12 protein-coding genes and 1 tRNA gene are annotated in these 15282 nt (G+C 64.9%); 7 read left to right on the forward strand and 6 right to left on the reverse strand.

The features are described from left to right. The first annotated feature begins 81 nt into the window (after nt 1-81). Nucleotides 82-156 (forward strand) — tRNA-Gly (locus FG95_RS00750). Between the two features lie 195 nt (nt 157-351). On the opposite strand, the gene FG95_RS00755 is transcribed toward FG95_RS00750, so the two are convergent. The 6 genes from FG95_RS00755 to FG95_RS00780 form a co-directional block, all read right to left on the reverse strand. Beyond that, nucleotides 352-948 carry a cation transporter gene (locus tag FG95_RS00755; protein WP_003046522.1) on the reverse strand — a complete coding sequence of 199 codons (597 nt, stop codon included), beginning with the start codon at nt 946-948 and terminating at the stop codon, nt 352-354. A 117-nt stretch (nt 949-1065) separates the two neighbouring features. Next, the gene (locus FG95_RS00760; protein ID WP_037553392.1) at nt 1066-4227 is read right to left on the reverse strand and encodes an efflux RND transporter permease subunit; all 3162 of its coding nucleotides are present in this window, start codon (nt 4225-4227) and stop codon (nt 1066-1068) included. Between the two features lie 17 nt (nt 4228-4244). Next, complete coding sequence (locus tag FG95_RS00765; protein ID WP_003046516.1) at nt 4245-5507, reverse strand: efflux RND transporter periplasmic adaptor subunit; 1263 nt, start codon at nt 5505-5507, stop codon at nt 4245-4247. Then, a complete protein-coding gene (locus FG95_RS00770) occupies nt 5504-6739 on the reverse strand; it encodes a TolC family protein (protein WP_003046513.1) in 1236 nt (411 codons plus the stop codon). The genes FG95_RS00765 and FG95_RS00770 overlap by 4 nt, the downstream gene beginning before the upstream one ends. Nucleotides 6740-6804: 65 nt before the next feature. Then, nucleotides 6805-7143: a hypothetical protein gene (locus tag FG95_RS00775; RefSeq protein ID WP_003046510.1), complete on the reverse strand. Its 339-nt coding sequence runs from the start codon at nt 7141-7143 to the stop codon at nt 6805-6807. A gap of 49 nt (nt 7144-7192) precedes the next feature. Continuing rightward, the gene (locus FG95_RS00780; protein ID WP_037553271.1) at nt 7193-7567 is read right to left on the reverse strand and encodes a DUF3703 domain-containing protein; all 375 of its coding nucleotides are present in this window, start codon (nt 7565-7567) and stop codon (nt 7193-7195) included. Between the two features lie 446 nt (nt 7568-8013). On the opposite strand from FG95_RS00780, the gene FG95_RS00785 reads away from it, so the two are divergent. The 6 genes from FG95_RS00785 to FG95_RS00810 all read left to right on the forward strand — a co-directional run bounded on the left by FG95_RS00785 (nt 8014) and on the right by FG95_RS00810 (nt 15183). Continuing rightward, complete coding sequence (locus FG95_RS00785) at nt 8014-8376, forward strand: hypothetical protein (RefSeq protein ID WP_003046504.1); 363 nt, start codon at nt 8014-8016, stop codon at nt 8374-8376. 65 nt (nt 8377-8441) lie between these two features. Further along, entirely contained in the window at nt 8442-9749 is a 1308-nt protein-coding gene (locus FG95_RS00790; protein WP_037553274.1) for a TolC family protein, read from the forward strand. Between the two features lie 109 nt (nt 9750-9858). Further along, nucleotides 9859-11028: an efflux RND transporter periplasmic adaptor subunit gene (locus tag FG95_RS00795; protein ID WP_003046498.1), complete on the forward strand. Its 1170-nt coding sequence runs from the start codon at nt 9859-9861 to the stop codon at nt 11026-11028. Between the two features lie 3 nt (nt 11029-11031). Then, a complete protein-coding gene (locus tag FG95_RS00800) occupies nt 11032-14274 on the forward strand; it encodes an efflux RND transporter permease subunit (protein WP_003046495.1) in 3243 nt (1080 codons plus the stop codon). A 12-nt stretch (nt 14275-14286) separates the two neighbouring features. After that, nucleotides 14287-14631: a DUF190 domain-containing protein gene (locus tag FG95_RS00805; RefSeq protein WP_003046493.1), complete on the forward strand. Its 345-nt coding sequence runs from the start codon at nt 14287-14289 to the stop codon at nt 14629-14631. Nucleotides 14632-14712: 81 nt separating this feature from the next. Next, a complete protein-coding gene (locus FG95_RS00810; RefSeq protein WP_003046490.1) occupies nt 14713-15183 on the forward strand; it encodes an SRPBCC family protein in 471 nt (156 codons plus the stop codon). Nucleotides 15184-15282: the final 99 nt, after the last annotated feature.

Below are 15282 nucleotides of genomic sequence, written 5' to 3' on the forward strand. Positions count from 1 at the left end.
CAATCAGGGGTTGCCGAGTCAAAAAGCCGGTGCTAATCGCCCGCCTCACCCGCTGGAGCCGACCGGTTTCCAGCCGCCAGAGCGGGCGTAGCTCAGGGGTAGAGCACAACCTTGCCAAGGTTGGGGTCGAGGGTTCGAATCCCTTCGCCCGCTCCAGTTTTCCTAACAATTTCAGACACTTACGCCGAATGGCGGCGTAATACGCGTCGTTACGTGGGCTCGATTTTTGCCTCGCGTAATAAGGACGTAATATGATGGGAGCGAGCTGTCGGGTGCCTCTAGGGCAGGATCGGCGACGTTGTTCGCAGAGGTCCGAACATTCTTCCGCCGATCCGACACGCCTCACATGCTCTAATCTTTCTGCTGTTTGGCCTCTTGGCGGGCGTCGCGAAGGATTTCGATGCCGCCCTTGATCGCGATCAGCGCAGTCGCAAATCCAACCAGAAGGTCCGGCCAGTTCGTACCGAGCCACCAGACGAGGACACCCGCGATCAGGATGCCGCCGTTCGAGATGAAGTCGTTGTAGCTGAAGGTTGTCGCGGCTCTGAGGTTGACGTCCGGATCCTGAATGCGCTGCAAGAGCTTCAGACAAGCATAGTTCACCACCGCAGCGACGGCCGACATGATCATCATTGTCGGACCGATCGGTTCGCTGCCTTCGAAATAGCGCCGTCCTACATCGAACAGGACGCCGGCCGCGAAGACCAGCAGCATGACACCCGATGCCGTGGCAGCACGGGTTTTCCATTTCAGGCCGTGGCTGAGCGCAACGAGGCTCAAGGCATAGACCGCGGCGTCGGACAGATTGTCGAGCCCATTGGCGATGAGCGCGCTCGAATCGCCGAGCCCGCCGGTTACGAGGAAGGCGATCGCGATAGCCGAGTTCAGGACGAGAACGATCTGGAGCGTTCGCTTTTCGCGTTCGCTCCCGGATGCTTTTTCATTCATTGCAAGCTCCTCAATCCTCACCATCCCTAAAAGGAGGCGGAACCCGCTTGGGTTCCGCCCCAGTCAGCACTCTCGGTTGCCGCCGACAGGGGGGAATGGCGGCCATCCGGGAGTGTCTCAGCCTTCGGGGCTGGGGACGCTGCTCGGGCGCGCCAGCTCTTCCTCTTCGGCCTTCGCGGTCCGTCGATGGACCAGGAGGTACAGGGCCGGCAGCACGAGCAAAGTCAGGATCGTCGACGAGATGATCCCGCCGATGACGACAGTTGCCAGCGGCCGCTGCACCTCGGACCCAGCCCCGACATTGAGCGCCATCGGTACGAACCCGAGCGACGCCACCAGCGCCGTCATCATCACCGGTCTGAGGCGGGTCAGCGCGCCTTCGCGGATCGCCTCGACGAGCGCTTTTCCGCGTTCGCGCAGATCCTTGATGAAGGATAGCATCACCACGCCGTTCAGCACCGCGACCCCGGACAAAGCGATGAAGCCGACGCCCGCCGAGATCGATAACGGAATGTCGCGCAGCGCCAGCGCCGCGACCCCGCCCGTCAGCGCCAGAGGCACGCCCGAGAAGACGATCGCAGCATCGCGCACCGTGCCGAACAGCATGAACAGCAGCCCGAAGATCAGCAGCAGCACCAGCGGCACGACGATCTGGAGGCGCTCGGTCGCGGACTGAAGCTGCTCGAATGTGCCGCCATATTCGATGTAGTAACCATCGGGCAGCACGACCTCAGCTTCGACCTTTTGCGTGAGCTCGTCGATGAACGAGCCCAGATCGCGCCCACGAACATTCGCCGTGATCACCGCGCGGCGCTTGCCATTTTCGCGGCTGATCTGGTTCGGCCCCGCCGCGAGCGATATCTCCGCCAGCTCCGAAAGCGGCACGAAGCCGCCGGCCGGAAGTGCAACGGGGAGATTGCCGAGCGACGCGAGATCGGTGCGAATGGCCTCGGGAAGCCGGACGATGACGTCGAAGCGGCGGTCACCCTCGAAAAGCTCGCCGGCCTGACGGCCGCCGGTCGCTGTCGAAACCGCATCCTGCACCGTTTCCATGCTGACACCGTAGCGCGCGAGCTTGTCGCGATCGGGCGTGACCGAGAGCATCGGCAGGCCGGTGACCTGTTCGAGCTTCACGTCCTGCGCGCCCGCAATCCCGCCCGCGACTTCCTCGATCGCCTGCCCCGATTCGAGCAATTGATCGAGGTCGTCGCCGAACAACTTGATCGCCACGTCGGCGCGAACGCCGGCGATCAGCTCGTTCATGCGCATCTTCACCGGCTGGGTGAACTCATAATTGTTCCCTGGCACCTCGTTCGCCGCCTTGTTGAGTTCGGCAACGAGCTGGTCGCGCGTCTTTCTCGGATTGGGCCATTCCTTCCGGTCCTTGAGCATGATGAAATTATCGGCGACCGACGGGGGCATCGGATCGGTCGCTACCTCGGGAGTGCCGATCTTCGCGAACACCCGCTCGACTTCGGGGAACTGCCTGATCCTCTTCTCCAGCGCCTCCTGCATCGCGATCGACTGGGTGAGGCTCGTCCCCGGAATGCGCATCGCGTGCATCGCGATATCGCCTTCGTCGAGGTCCGGGATGAACTCGGACCCGAGACTGGTCGCCGCCACGCCGCTCAGCGCGACAAGCGCCAAAGCACCAGCCAGCGCAGCCTTCGGCCAATTGAGGACGCGGTCGAGCATCGGGCGGTAGCCCTTGCCGAGCCCGCGCATCAGCCAATTTTCCTTTTCTTCGACCTTGCCGGTCACGAACAGCGCCACCGCGGCCGGAACCAGGGTGAGCGACAGCAGCAGAGCGGCGGTAAGCGCGAGGACGACGGTGATCGCCATCGGATGGAAGGTTTTGCCCTCGACGCCCTCGAGCGCGAAGATCGGCAGATAGACTGCGGTGATGATAATAATGCCGAAGATGCTCGGCTTGATCACTTCTGCGCTTGCGGAAGCGACTAGGCCGAAGCGCTCGTCGCGGTCGAGCAGGCGTCCGAGCCTGTGCTGAGCCTCGCCGAGCCGGCGGAGGCAGTTCTCGACGATGATGACGGCCCCGTCGACGATGAGGCCGAAGTCGAGCGCCCCGAGGCTCATGAGGTTTGCCGATGTCCGCGTCTGGAGCATGCCCGTCAGCGTCATCAGCATCGCGACCGGAATGACCGCCGCCGTGATCAGCGCGGCCCGGAAATTGCCGAGCAGCAGGAACAGGATCACGATGACGAGCAGCGCGCCCTCGGCGAGATTCTTCTGCACCGTCGAAATCGTCCGCTCGACGAGCGCGGTGCGATCGTAGAGCGGCTTGGCAACGACACCCTTCGGCAACGCACGCGAGGCTTCGACGAGGCGTTCGGCCGAGGCCTGCGCCACCACGCGCGGATTCTCGCCGATCAGCATCGAGACCGTCGCGAGGACGACTTCCTTGCCATTTTCGGTTGCGGCGCCTGTGCGGAGCCCCGAGCCGATCGCGACATCGGCGACGTCGGCGATCCGGATCGGAACCCCGCCGCGGGTGGTGACGATGATCTGCGACAGGTCACGCTCATTATTGGCCTGACCCGGCACGCGGATCAGAATCTGTTCGCCGCTGCGCTCGACATAACCGGCCCCGCGGTTGGCATTATTGGCCTCGAGTGCGGTGACGACATCGTTGAGCGAGAGATTGAGCGAGGCGAGCGAGGCCGGGTTGGGTGTCACATGATATTGGCGGGCATAGCCGCCGATCGTGTTGATCTCGGCGACCCCCGGAATCGTGCGCATCTGCGGCCGGATGACCCAATCGGACATCGTCCGGAGGTCTTCCGCCGTATAAGGCGTGCCGTCGGGTTTTCGCGCGCCCGGTTCGGCCTCGATCGAGAACATGAAGATTTCGCCGAGGCCCGTCGAGATCGGGCCCATTTCGGGCTCCATCCCGGGCGGAAGCTGGCCGCGCGCGGCCTGGAGCCGCTCGTTGACCTGCTGGCGCGCGAAATAGATGTCGGTCCCGTCCTCGAAGACGACAGTGACCTGGCTCAGGCCATAGCGCGAGATCGACCTGGTATAGTTGAGGTTCGGGATGCCCGCGATCGCGGTCTCGATCGGATAGGTGATGCGCTGCTCGGACTCGAGCGGCGAATAGCCTTCCGCCTTGGTGTTGATCTGGACCTGGACGTTGGTGATGTCGGGAACGGCGTCGATGGGCAATTTGGTCGCGCTCCACGCGCCGATCGCGCAGAGGAGCGCGACCACCGCGAGGACGAGCCATCGTTGCCGGATCGAAAAGCCTATGGTTCTGGCTAGCATGTTATCCTGCTCCCCGATCAATGGTCGTGGCCCGCGCCGGACTTTTCGATGTCGGCGCGAACGAGGAAACTGCCCTTGGTGACATAGGCGGTGCCGGGCTTGATGCCCGACAGGACCTCGGTCCATTCGGGCGACGAACGGCCGAGCTTCAGCATCCGGACCTCATAGTCCTGCCCGAAATTGGCATAGACCACCTTGAAGTCGCGGAAGGGCTGGATCGCCTCGGTGCGCACGGCAAGCGGCACGGTGACGGGGTTGACCATCACGCGGCCGCGCAAGGCCATGCCAGGGCGGAGCGTTCCCGAGCGGTTCGGGATGGTCGCGCGGATGAGCGCAGTGCCCGCCTCGACATTGCCGTCGGGCAGGAACTGCCCGAGCGGCGCGGTCGCGATTTCGGCGCCGTCCTGCGTCTCCACCGTCACCCGCATGCCCGGACGTATGATCGCGAGGTCGCGGGGGAAGATGTTGAAGACGACCGTGGTCTGCGCCGGGTCGGTGACCACATAGAGTGCGCGCCCGTCGGTGACGTCGCCGGGGTTGGCGTTGCGCTCGGCGATCACGCCGCCGACCGTCGCATATACCGGATAGACCTGGAGGCTCTCGCTCGACTCGATGCGCGCGAGCAGTTCCCCACGGCGGACGCTGTCGCCCACCGCCTTGGTCACCGAGACGACGCGGCCGGGGAACTGGCCGCGAATTTCGGAGCGGGCGGTCGGCGACAGTTGGACGGTGCCGTAGAGTTCGCGCATTTCGCCCACCGTCGCCGGTCCGACGACCGCGGTTTCGATGCCTCCGGCCTTGGCGGCGTCAGCCCCGATCCGCGTGCGCCCTTCGGGGTTCGCATATTTCCAAACGTGCCGCTTGCCGCCCGTCACCGCGACAACCTCGACGTCGAAGCTGTGCGGTTCGGTGACGACACCTTGCCCTGCGAGGAATTTGCCCTGCGGGCGGAAGGTGAAGCGATCGACGTCGCCGCCAAGCCGCGTGAGGGTGATGGCGAGCTGGACATCCTTCGGGTCGACCGGTTTGCCGTCCCGCGTTGCGAAAACGCGGAATTGCGGCTCGGTGCCATTCTCGAAGATTATGACCTCGACCGCGAAATCGCCATTCTTGAGCAATTTGCCACCGTTCGGGCCTTTGGCATCTTCCTCGCCTTCGCCCTCAGCGTGGCTTTCGCCTTCTTCATGCTTGTCTTCGCCCTCGGCTCCGCCACCGCAGGCAGCGAGAGGCACAGCAAGGAACAGCGCCGCAGCCGCGGCGGGAAATGGAAACTTCTTCATGGAATATTCTCCGCAAGGGGAGCCGCATCGAAGCGGCCGGTCAGGCGATCGATCTCCGCGAGCAAATCGCGGTAGCGTGTCATGGCCTCGGCCCACTGACCCTGGATCTGGATGATGACGTCGGCGGCATCCTGTACGTCGGCGAACAGGAACCCGCCGCGGGCATAGCCTTCGCGCACCTGGCCGAGCGTCTTCACCGCCTTGGGATAGACGTCGTTCATGATGCCCTCGGCCCGGACGCGTGCGGCGTCGGCATCGGCGCGCAGCGACGCGAGGCGCCGCAGCCGCTCGAGCCGGCTCGCTTCGGATTGGAACTCGAGCTGCCGCCGTTCGGCCTGCGCCCGGGCGATATTGCCCTGGTTGCGGTCGAACCGTCCGAGCGGGATCGAGATGCCGCCAAGAACGGCGACATCATTGGTCTCGCGAAGAAAGCGCGTGCCGCCCGAGACCGTATAGTCTTGGTGCGCACGGCTCTGCTCGACGACGACCTGCGCGCGGGCCCGGTCGACGGCGGCGTCGAAGACCGCCGCGTCGGCTTCGGCGAGCGGCGGATCGCGCGGATCGGGTTTCTCGATCCCCTCGGCGATAACGAGGCTGTCAGGCGTGCCGCCCCAGAAGGAGGTGAGCAATGCGCGTGCGGACTGCCGCTTCGCCTGGGCTTCCTTCAGGGCCAGTTCGGCTTCGAGAATGCGGGCATCGGCGCGCGTCTCGACGAAGAGCGGATCCTTGTAGCCGCGCACGCGCCTGATCGCTTCGGTCCGCATCTCCTTTTCAAGTTTGACGCGATCCTCTGCGATCCAGACCATCTGCTCGGCGATCTGGACGTCGATATAGGCGCGCTGCACTTCCTGGGCGATGTCGAGCCGGACGAGCCGCCACTGCGCCTCGGCGAGAACGACACCGCGCTCGGCAAGCGCCATTCGCGCCTCGCGCTTGCCCCCGCGTTCGAGCGGCTGCGAATAGGTGACGGTGAGTTCCGATTGCCGGAACAGGCCATAGCCGCCCGTCCCGACGCCATTGTCCATGTCGACCGACACGGTCGGATTGGGACGGACGCGGGCTTGCAGCTGGTCGGCGCGCGCGGCGTCGACCCCCGCTTCGCCCGCTCTAAGCTCGGGCGATGCAGCGATGGCCCGCTCGACCGCCTGGTCGAGCGTTAGCGGCTGGGCCCAAACGGACCCCGCCAGCAGCGCAGCCCCGGCCAACAGGGCGGCGCGCATATGGATATGCATGAATGATCACTCCTGAACGATTCGACTGAGCGCAGGCCGAAAAGGGGCCGCGCGGCAGGCGGCGTTCAGGCGAGGGGAGGGTTCAGGGGCGGTGCGAGCGCGCGCGAAGCGAGGCGCGTCGCGGGCAACGCAAAGTGCAGGCCGCCGGAAAAACAGGACAGATCGTCATGACCCGAAAGGGCCTGATCGGATGCGACCGGGCAATTATGGTGACTGCCGTGGAGGTCGGCGTCCTGCTGACCTTTTTGCGTGTCCTTGTCCGACGCATGGCCCGGCTCGACATGGTGCGAAAGATGCGAATCCGTCGCATGGTGCGTCATGCCCGCCATCGCCGGCGCAGCATTGTGGAGCCCGCTGAGCAGCAGGATGAACACAAGCAACAGGCGAAGGGTAGCGCCGGACATGGTCGCGCCCCTAACAGCGAATGACCCGTTCCGGAAGTCCAAAACCGGATCAATCGGTTCGCGCAGCGCGGCTCTCCGTCGACCGGGCCGTTTCGATCAGCGCTTCGAGGGCCTGCGGCATCGGCATCGGCTCGAAGGCGCTCACCCGCGCGCGACCATTATTCCCTGCGGGGAGGCGGCCGGTCAGCGAACCGAGCGGGACGAGCAGGAACCGCATTGCCTGACCGGTAGCTTCACGGGCATCGCCGAGCTCGATCGCATAGCGAAACATGTGCCAGTGGGAGGCGAGATGCGCGCCCATATAGGGCTGGCTCAATATATGTTCCCATTCCAGCGCCTGCCACGCAGCGGCTTCATCTCCGATTCGGCGTGATTCGCAAAACAGGCGATATTGCTCGCGCAGCAGCGGCTCGATGACGGCCATGCTCACGGGATTTACTGTCGGCGGCACCATCCTCTTTCCCCCTTTTTTGTGCAGGGCAGGCTCTTGCACCCTGTAGTAGATACAGGGTCAAGCCCTGATGTTCCGGCAGGACGCTGTGCCGCTCTGCGTCCGATTTACCCCCTCGTCTCACGGGAAGCATATCGCTCGAATGTCGTCCCGAACAAAGGAGGCGGGAGCCAATAGCGAAGCGATAGAAATAAGAGTGAAAGACAATTGTAGAATTATTGTGCTTAACGCGTGATTGTTCGGCCGATATCCTGTTTCTTGAGGCGCATCTGCAACTATAGAGGGGCAAGGTGCACTGCTCTCTTACCTCCATGAGATAAAATTACGGAGCCGGTTCGGGGGTTCGAAGAGTGCCGCCGAAGTTGATTGAAAATCTTCTACTTTTCACCGCGCCGTTTCGATGCTAGGGGCCGGTTTCAATGCGACGGGTGATCCTCTTCCTCCTGACCCTTCTCCTTGCATCCGGAACGGTTGCGGGGTCGCTCGCACATGCGACCGAGGATCGGGCCGAGGCGAGCCTTTTCGTTGCTGTGATCGAAGCCGGCTGCGTTCCCGCACCGGCGATCGAAGGCGCCGAAGTCGACAAGAAAAAATCCTCTCCCGGCGAAAAGCAGCAGGTGCCTGCCGCCGCTCATGGCTGCCACGGTCACCATTCGGGCGTCCCGGCGGAATCGCTGTCGGCAGCGACCGAAACGCCTGCCCCTGAAGCGCATACGCGCATCCTGACGGCCGCCTTGCCGCCCGTCGCCTATATCGGGACGTTCCGCCCTCCAATCGCCTGACGCTCTAGGTCTGCGCGTGCCCTTCGCGTGCGCTTCTCCCTGGAAACGTCAGGAGTCTCCTTTTCATGAAATCCATAGTTGTCGCCGCGAGTCTCGTGGCGCTCGTTGCAGGCTCAAATTCCGCGCCCGCCGCTGCCCAGTCGGCAGCGACGGAGCTGGTGGGACCGCCTTCTTCCGCAGGCGAGGCCGTGCGTACCGGCCCGCTTCCCGCTCGATTGTCCCTCGCGCAGGCGATGGAGGAAGCCGACGCGCGCTCGCCGCGCGTGGTTGCCGCCGAAGCCGAAGTGGAGGCCGCTCGCGGTCGCCAGCGTCAGGCGGGCTATCGCTACAATCCGACGCTCAATGTCGATGTCGAGAATTTCGCAGGCACCGGCCCCTACTCGGGCCTGAACGGTCTCGAAACGACCGTGTCGGTCAATCAGCGTCTCGATATCGGGGGCCGGCGCCGGTCGCGCATGACGCTCGCCGACGCCGAGTTTCTGGCCGCGAAGTACAAGTTGGAGATTGCACGCGCAGATCTTGCGCTCGATGTCCGCAACCAGTTCGCGACCGCTCTCGCGGCCCGCGATAGCCTCGCGCTCGCACGCGAAAATGAAGCGCGTGCCCGCGAACTCGTCCGCGTGGCACAGGCCATGGTCGATACCGGCAACGAGCCGCCGCTCCGTGCGTTCCGCGCCAATGCGGCTCTCGTTCAGGCCACCGCCGAGCTACGCACGGCCGAGGCCGAAGAAAGGACCGCCCGGCGTTCGCTCGCGGCGCTCCTTGGAAGCTCGGTCCCGCCTGCCGAGTTGATGGAAGGCGATATGTGGGTGGCACCGGAGACGGTGGACTCGCTCGCGACGCTCGACGTTCGCTTGGCAGAAACCGAGAAGCTGATTGCTGAAGCGCGGCTCCAGGGGCAGCGCGCCGATGGCCGGCTCGATCCGTCGGTCGGCTTCGGGGTGCGTCAGCTTCGCGACACCGGCGATCGCGCATTGATCGCCAATGTTTCCGTGCCGCTCCCCGTCTTCGACCGCAACCGCGGCAACATCTCGGCAGCCAAATCCGATGTCGCCGCCGCCATTGCGCGGCGCGAGAATGCAGTGGTCAATGCTCAGGCGGAGATCGCCAATGCGCAGGCCGAACTCGAAGCCGCAGAGGCCCGCCTCGCGGCGCTTGAGGGTAGCGGCATCGAGCAGGCGCGCGAAGGTGTCCGGCTCGCCGAACTCAGCTACCGCGCCGGCAAGTCCTCGCTCGTCGAATATATCGACGCGCAGCAGGCCTATGCGGCAACGCAGGCCGAACTGATCGCGGCGCGCCAGGCCCGGGCCGAAGCCCGCGCCATCCTATCGCGCCAGGCAGCCGCCGACGGCGATGCGGATCATCAGCCATGAGCGCGCCGAGCCTTCCAGTGGACGGAGGCGCCTTCGCCATCGTCCTTCCAAGTCAACAGGGGTGCGCCGCCGGTCGGCGCGCGAACCGCATCAACAGCGGAGATAGAATATGATCACCAAGGACAAGCGTCTCCTCGGCACTGTCGCGGGCGCCATGATACTCGCTGCCGTCACGGGCTTCGGCGTTGCACGCTGCACCGCCGACCCGGCCGCCGCGCCGGCTGCCGAAGGCGAAAAGGAAGCGGCGAGCGAAGCCCTTCCGAGCAGCCTCGCCATCACGCCCGAAGCGATCAAGGCCGCCGAGATCGGCGTCGAGACGATCGGCGCCGGCGGACTCGGTTCGGAAATCATCTCGCAAGCGACCGTTACCGCCGCGCCGAGCGGCGAGGCGATCGTCACCGCCCGCGCGGGCGGCGCGGTCACCCGTCTCTTCAAGCGGCTCGGCGATCCGGTCAGCGCCGGTGAGACGATCGCGATCGTGCAAAGCCGCGACGCCGCCCAGATTGCGGCCGAACGGATTGCCGCCGATGCGCGCTCGACGCTCGCGCAGAAAAATCTCCACCGCGAGAAGACCCTGTTCGACCAGAAGGTGTCGGCGCGCGTCGACTATGAGCAGGCGCAAGCCGAAGCCGCGGCCGCCGCGGCCGAAGCGCAGCGCGCGCGTGCCGCAGCGAGCGCCGCGCAGGTCACGCGCGATGGCAGCAGCGTCATCGTGGCAAGCCCGATCTCGGGACGGATCACGGCCGAGAACGCCAGCCTTGGCGCCTTCGTTCAGCCCGAAACCGAATTGTTCCGCGTTGCCGATCCCAGCAAGGTGCAGATCGAGGCCGCCGTCGGTCCGGCCGATGCCCAGCGGCTCTCGCCCGGAGACCGTGCGATCATCGAACTTCCCGACGGACGGACGATCGATGCCCGCGTGCGCGCCGTCACGCCCGGCCTGTCGGGCGACACGCGCTCGGCAACCGCCGTGCTCGACGTACCCGGGGCGCTCCAGCCGGGCTTGGCGGTCCGGGTGCGGCTGCTTCCGAGCCGCGGCGCCGAAACCGGTGGGCCGGCCCGTATCGTGATCGCGGACGAAGCCCTCCAGACGCTCGAAGGCCGCGACGTGGTGTTCGTCCGCACGAAGGACGGCTTCCGCGCGCAGCAGGTGACCGTCGGCCAGCGCAGCGCGGGCCGTGTCGAAATCCTCGCCGGGCTGAAGCCGGGCCAGATCGTCGCGACCAAGAACGCATTCCTGCTCAAGGCCGAACTCGGCAAGGGCGCGGGCGAGGAGGAATAAACCGTGATCGCGAAACTGATGGCGCTATCCGTCCGCGCGCGCTGGGCGGTACTCTTTCTCTTCCTCGTGATCGCGGGACTCGGCGTATGGCAGCTCACCAAGCTGCCGATCGACGCGGTTCCCGACATCACCAACAAGCAGGTGCAAATCAACACGATCGATCCGCGTCTCTCGCCGGTCGAAATCGAGAAGCTCGTAACCTATCCGATCGAAATCTCGCTCGCCGGCATTCCGGGGCTCGAGACGACACGCTCGATCTCGCGCAACGGCTTCAGCCAGGTGACGGCAATCTTCACCGATGAAACCGACCTCTATTTCGCGCGCCAGCAGGTGGGCGAACGGCTTCTCCAGGCGGGCGAGAATCTTCCCGACGGGGCCCAGCCGCAGATCGGTCCCGTCACGACGGGTCTCGGCGAGGTCGTCATGTACACCGTCGGCTACAAAAATCCCGACGGGAAGGGCGCCAAGAAGGTCGCGGGCCAACCAGGTTGGCAACCCGACGGCAGCTATCTGACCCCCGAGGGCGATATCCTCACCGACGAGATCGCCAAATCGGGCTATCTTCGCACGGTCCAGGACTGGATCGTCAGCCCGCAATTGAAGTCGGTCGGCGGCGTCGCCGGCGTCGACTCGATCGGCGGCTATGCCAAGACCTTCGTGGTCGAACCCGATCCGACCCGCCTCACCAGCTACGGCATTTCCTATAGCGAACTGGGCGAAGCCCTTGAACGCGCCAACCTCGCGGTCGGTGCCAACTACTATAACCGGGCAGGCGAGGCCTATCTCGTGCGCGTCGATGCACGCGTCCGCTCGGTCGACGAAATCCGCAACGCCGTCGTCGCGACGCGCGGCGGCGTGCCCGTGACGGTTGGACAGCTCGCCAATGTGAAGATCGGCGGCGACCTCAGAACCGGTGCGGGCAGCATGAACGGCAAGGAGGCGGTCATCGGGACCGTGCTCATGCTGATCGGGCAGAATAGCCGCACTGTTGCGGAGGATGTTTCGGCGAAGATCGCGCAGGTGTCGAAGACCCTGCCGCCCGGCGTCGAAGTGAAGGTGGTACTCGACCGCGCCAAGCTCGTGAACGCAACCGTCGGCACGGTTGAAAAGAACCTCACCGAAGGCGCGCTGCTCGTAGCGGCCGCGCTCTTCTTCCTGCTCGGCAACTGGCGCGCCGCGATCATCGCGGTGCTCGTCATTCCCTTCTCCTTCCTGATGATGGCGATGGGCATGAACGCCTTCCGGGTCCCCGGTAACCTGATGAGCCTCGGCGCGCTCGACTTCGGTCTGATCGTCGACGGGGCGGTGATCATCATCGAAAACTGCCTCGCCAGACTGGCGCACCGGCAGGAGCATGAAGGGAGATTGCTCAACCTTCGCGAACGTCTCGAGGAGACGATGCGCGCGAGCCAGGAGATGATCAAACCGACCGTCTTCGGCCAGGCGATCATCCTACTGGCCTTCGCGCCGTTGCTGATGTTTACGGGCGTCGAGGGGAAGACCTTCTCGCCGATGGCCATCACCATCATGCTCGCGCTCGTTGCGGCCTTCATTCTCGCGATCACCCTGGTTCCGGCGCTTGTCGCGCTGATGATTCGCGGCAAGGTTGCCGAGAAGGAAGTCTGGGCGATCCGCAAGTCGAAGGAGCGCTACCTGCCCTTGCTCGACAAGGCGCTCGCCAAGCCGTGGGCTTTCATCGCCGGCGGCTTTGCCTTCTTCGTCCTTGCGATCCCGGCGTTCGGACTGCTCGGCTCGGAATTCATTCCGCAGCTCGACGAGAAGAATATGGCGCTTGCCTCGACGCGCGTGCCTTCGGTGAGCCTCGAACAGTCTCTGGTCATGCAGCGCAACGTCGAGACGGCGATCTCGAGCCTGCCCGAAGTCGAGCTGATGTTTTCGAAGACGGGTACGGCCGAGGTGGCGACCGACCCGATGCCGCCGAACATCTCCGACGGTTTCGTGATCCTGAAACCCCAGGATCAGTGGCCGGCAGGTGTCGATTCGAAGGCCGATGTCGTCGAGCGTATCGAGAAAGCCGCTGGCGGCCAGCTCGGCCAGCTTTATGAAGTCAGCCAGCCGATCCAGCTTCGTTTCAACGAACTGATCGCGGGCGTTCGCGGCGACGTGGCCATCAAGCTCTACGGGGACGACCTCGACAAGATGTCGCTCGCGGCGAACGAGATGGTGCGCGTGCTCCAGGGCATACCGGGTGCGGGCAGCGTCAAGGCCGACCAAGTGGGCGGCGCTCCGACGCTCGACGTGAAGCTCGATCGCAATGCGATCGCGCGCTACGGTCTCTCGGTACAGGAGGTTGCCGATACGGTGTCGGCGGCGCTCGGCGGGCGGGAATCCGGCCTGCTCTATGAGGGCGACAGGCGCTTCGACATCACGGTTCGCGTCCCCGACGCGACCCGGGTCAATCTCGACGACATCCGCGCGCTGCCCGTGTTGCTGCCCTCCGAGGGCGGCAATCGCGGACAGATACCGCTCGCCCAGGTGGCGCAGATCCGGCTGACCGAAGGGCTCAACCAGATCAGCCGCGAAAATGGCAAGCGGCGCGTCGTCGTGCAGGTGAACCTCGAAGGCCGCGATGCGGGATCCTTCGTGGCCGAAGCGCAGGCGAAGATCGCCAATGTGAAGCTTCCGGCGGGCTATTACCTCGAATGGGGCGGGCAGTTCGAAAGTCTGCAGGCCGCATCGCAGCGGCTCTCGATCGTGGTGCCGCTCTGCTTCGCGGGCATCTTCATCCTGCTTTACATGGCGCTCGGCACGTTCGGGCGCGCGACCGCCGTGTTCCTCGCCGTGCCGCTTGGGCTCGCGGGCGGGGTGTTCACTCTCGCGCTTACGGGCATCAACTTCTCGGTGTCGGCGGCGGTGGGCTTCATCTGCCTTGCCGGCGTCGCGGTGCTCAACGGTCTCGTCGTCATGACGGCGATCCGCGAACGGCTCGAGAATGATGTCCCGCTCACGGAGGCAATCCGCGAGGGCATGACCGAGAAGATGCGTGCGGTGATCATGACCGGCTTCGTGCCCGCGATCGGCTTCGTGCCGATGGCGATCGCGACCGGCACGGGTGCCGAGGTGCAGAAGCCTCTCGCGACGACCGTCATCGGCGGTCTCATCGCGGCGACCATCCTGACGCTGCTCGTTCTCCCCGCGATCGCAAAAGTCGTCCTCGGGGCGAACTGGCAGCCGAAGTTCCTCAAGCGAAAAGCGGAGTCGGCGGTCCAGCCGGTCACGGAATAGGGAGAGACTGTCATGACAAAAGCATCCAAGCTCTTGCGCATCTACACCGATGAATCCGCCTTCTTCGGTGATCAGCGGGTCTTCGAGTTCATTTCCGAACTCGCTCGCCAGCAAAAGCTGGCAGGCGTTACGGTGCTCGAAGCGGTTCTCGGTTTCGGTCGCTCGGCGCATCTCCACCGCAAGCATGCGCTGGAGAATGACCGGGCGGTCGTGATCGAGATCATCGACGAGGAGCAGCGGCTCCGCGACTTTGCGGCGCAGCTGACCGAAATACCGGACATCGGGCTCATCACGCTCGAAGCGGTCGAAATCCTCGGCGGGAAATCCGCCGCGGAGCCCCCCGATGTTCAGAGCTGACCGGCATCTTGCCGGTCTACACCGCGGCGCAGGTCCCCGGCCTGCGTCGCGGACCAGCTCGTGCGAGCGAGGAGGTCTCCGATGTTCTCGGTAGGCACCTCGCTCCGCTTGCCGGTCCCGATCGGGCGGGTCTGGCGACTGCTCGTCGATATCGAGCGGTACGACGACTGGCATCCGACGCTCCGTTTCACCGATCGTCCGGGAGATGATGAGCGCGTAGGCTATGTCTATTCTCCGCGCGGGAAGCGGGGTCCGGAATTTGCATCCGAGGGGCGGATAACCGGCCTCGACTGGCTGACGGGCTTCTCCTGGCGGACAGGCACGCGCGGGCTGCTCGTCATCGAGGAGAGCTACCGGCTCGAAAAGCTCGGCCAAGGGGTGGAGGTTACCCATCGCCTGGAATGCGCGGGTCTCTTCTCATGGCTCGGCTATCCCATTCTGCGGCGGGTTTGCAGCGTTTTTCTCAAGCGCTCGAACATGGCGCTCGAACAGCAACTCCGTCGCACGACAGTTCAGTCCCGCTACGCGCGGCCAAGCGGGCGCCGCGCATGATCTTGAATTCGAAACCTGGCCGTCGGAGGCCCCTCTCAATCGCCCCCCTCACCACGGGCAGGGATTTCCGGCTGTCAGGGAGGTGCGGGAGCCGGGTCG

Source organism: Sphingopyxis sp. LC363, from assembly GCF_000756385.1.
In the GTDB taxonomy this organism is placed as follows: Bacteria; Pseudomonadota; Alphaproteobacteria; order Sphingomonadales; family Sphingomonadaceae; genus Sphingopyxis.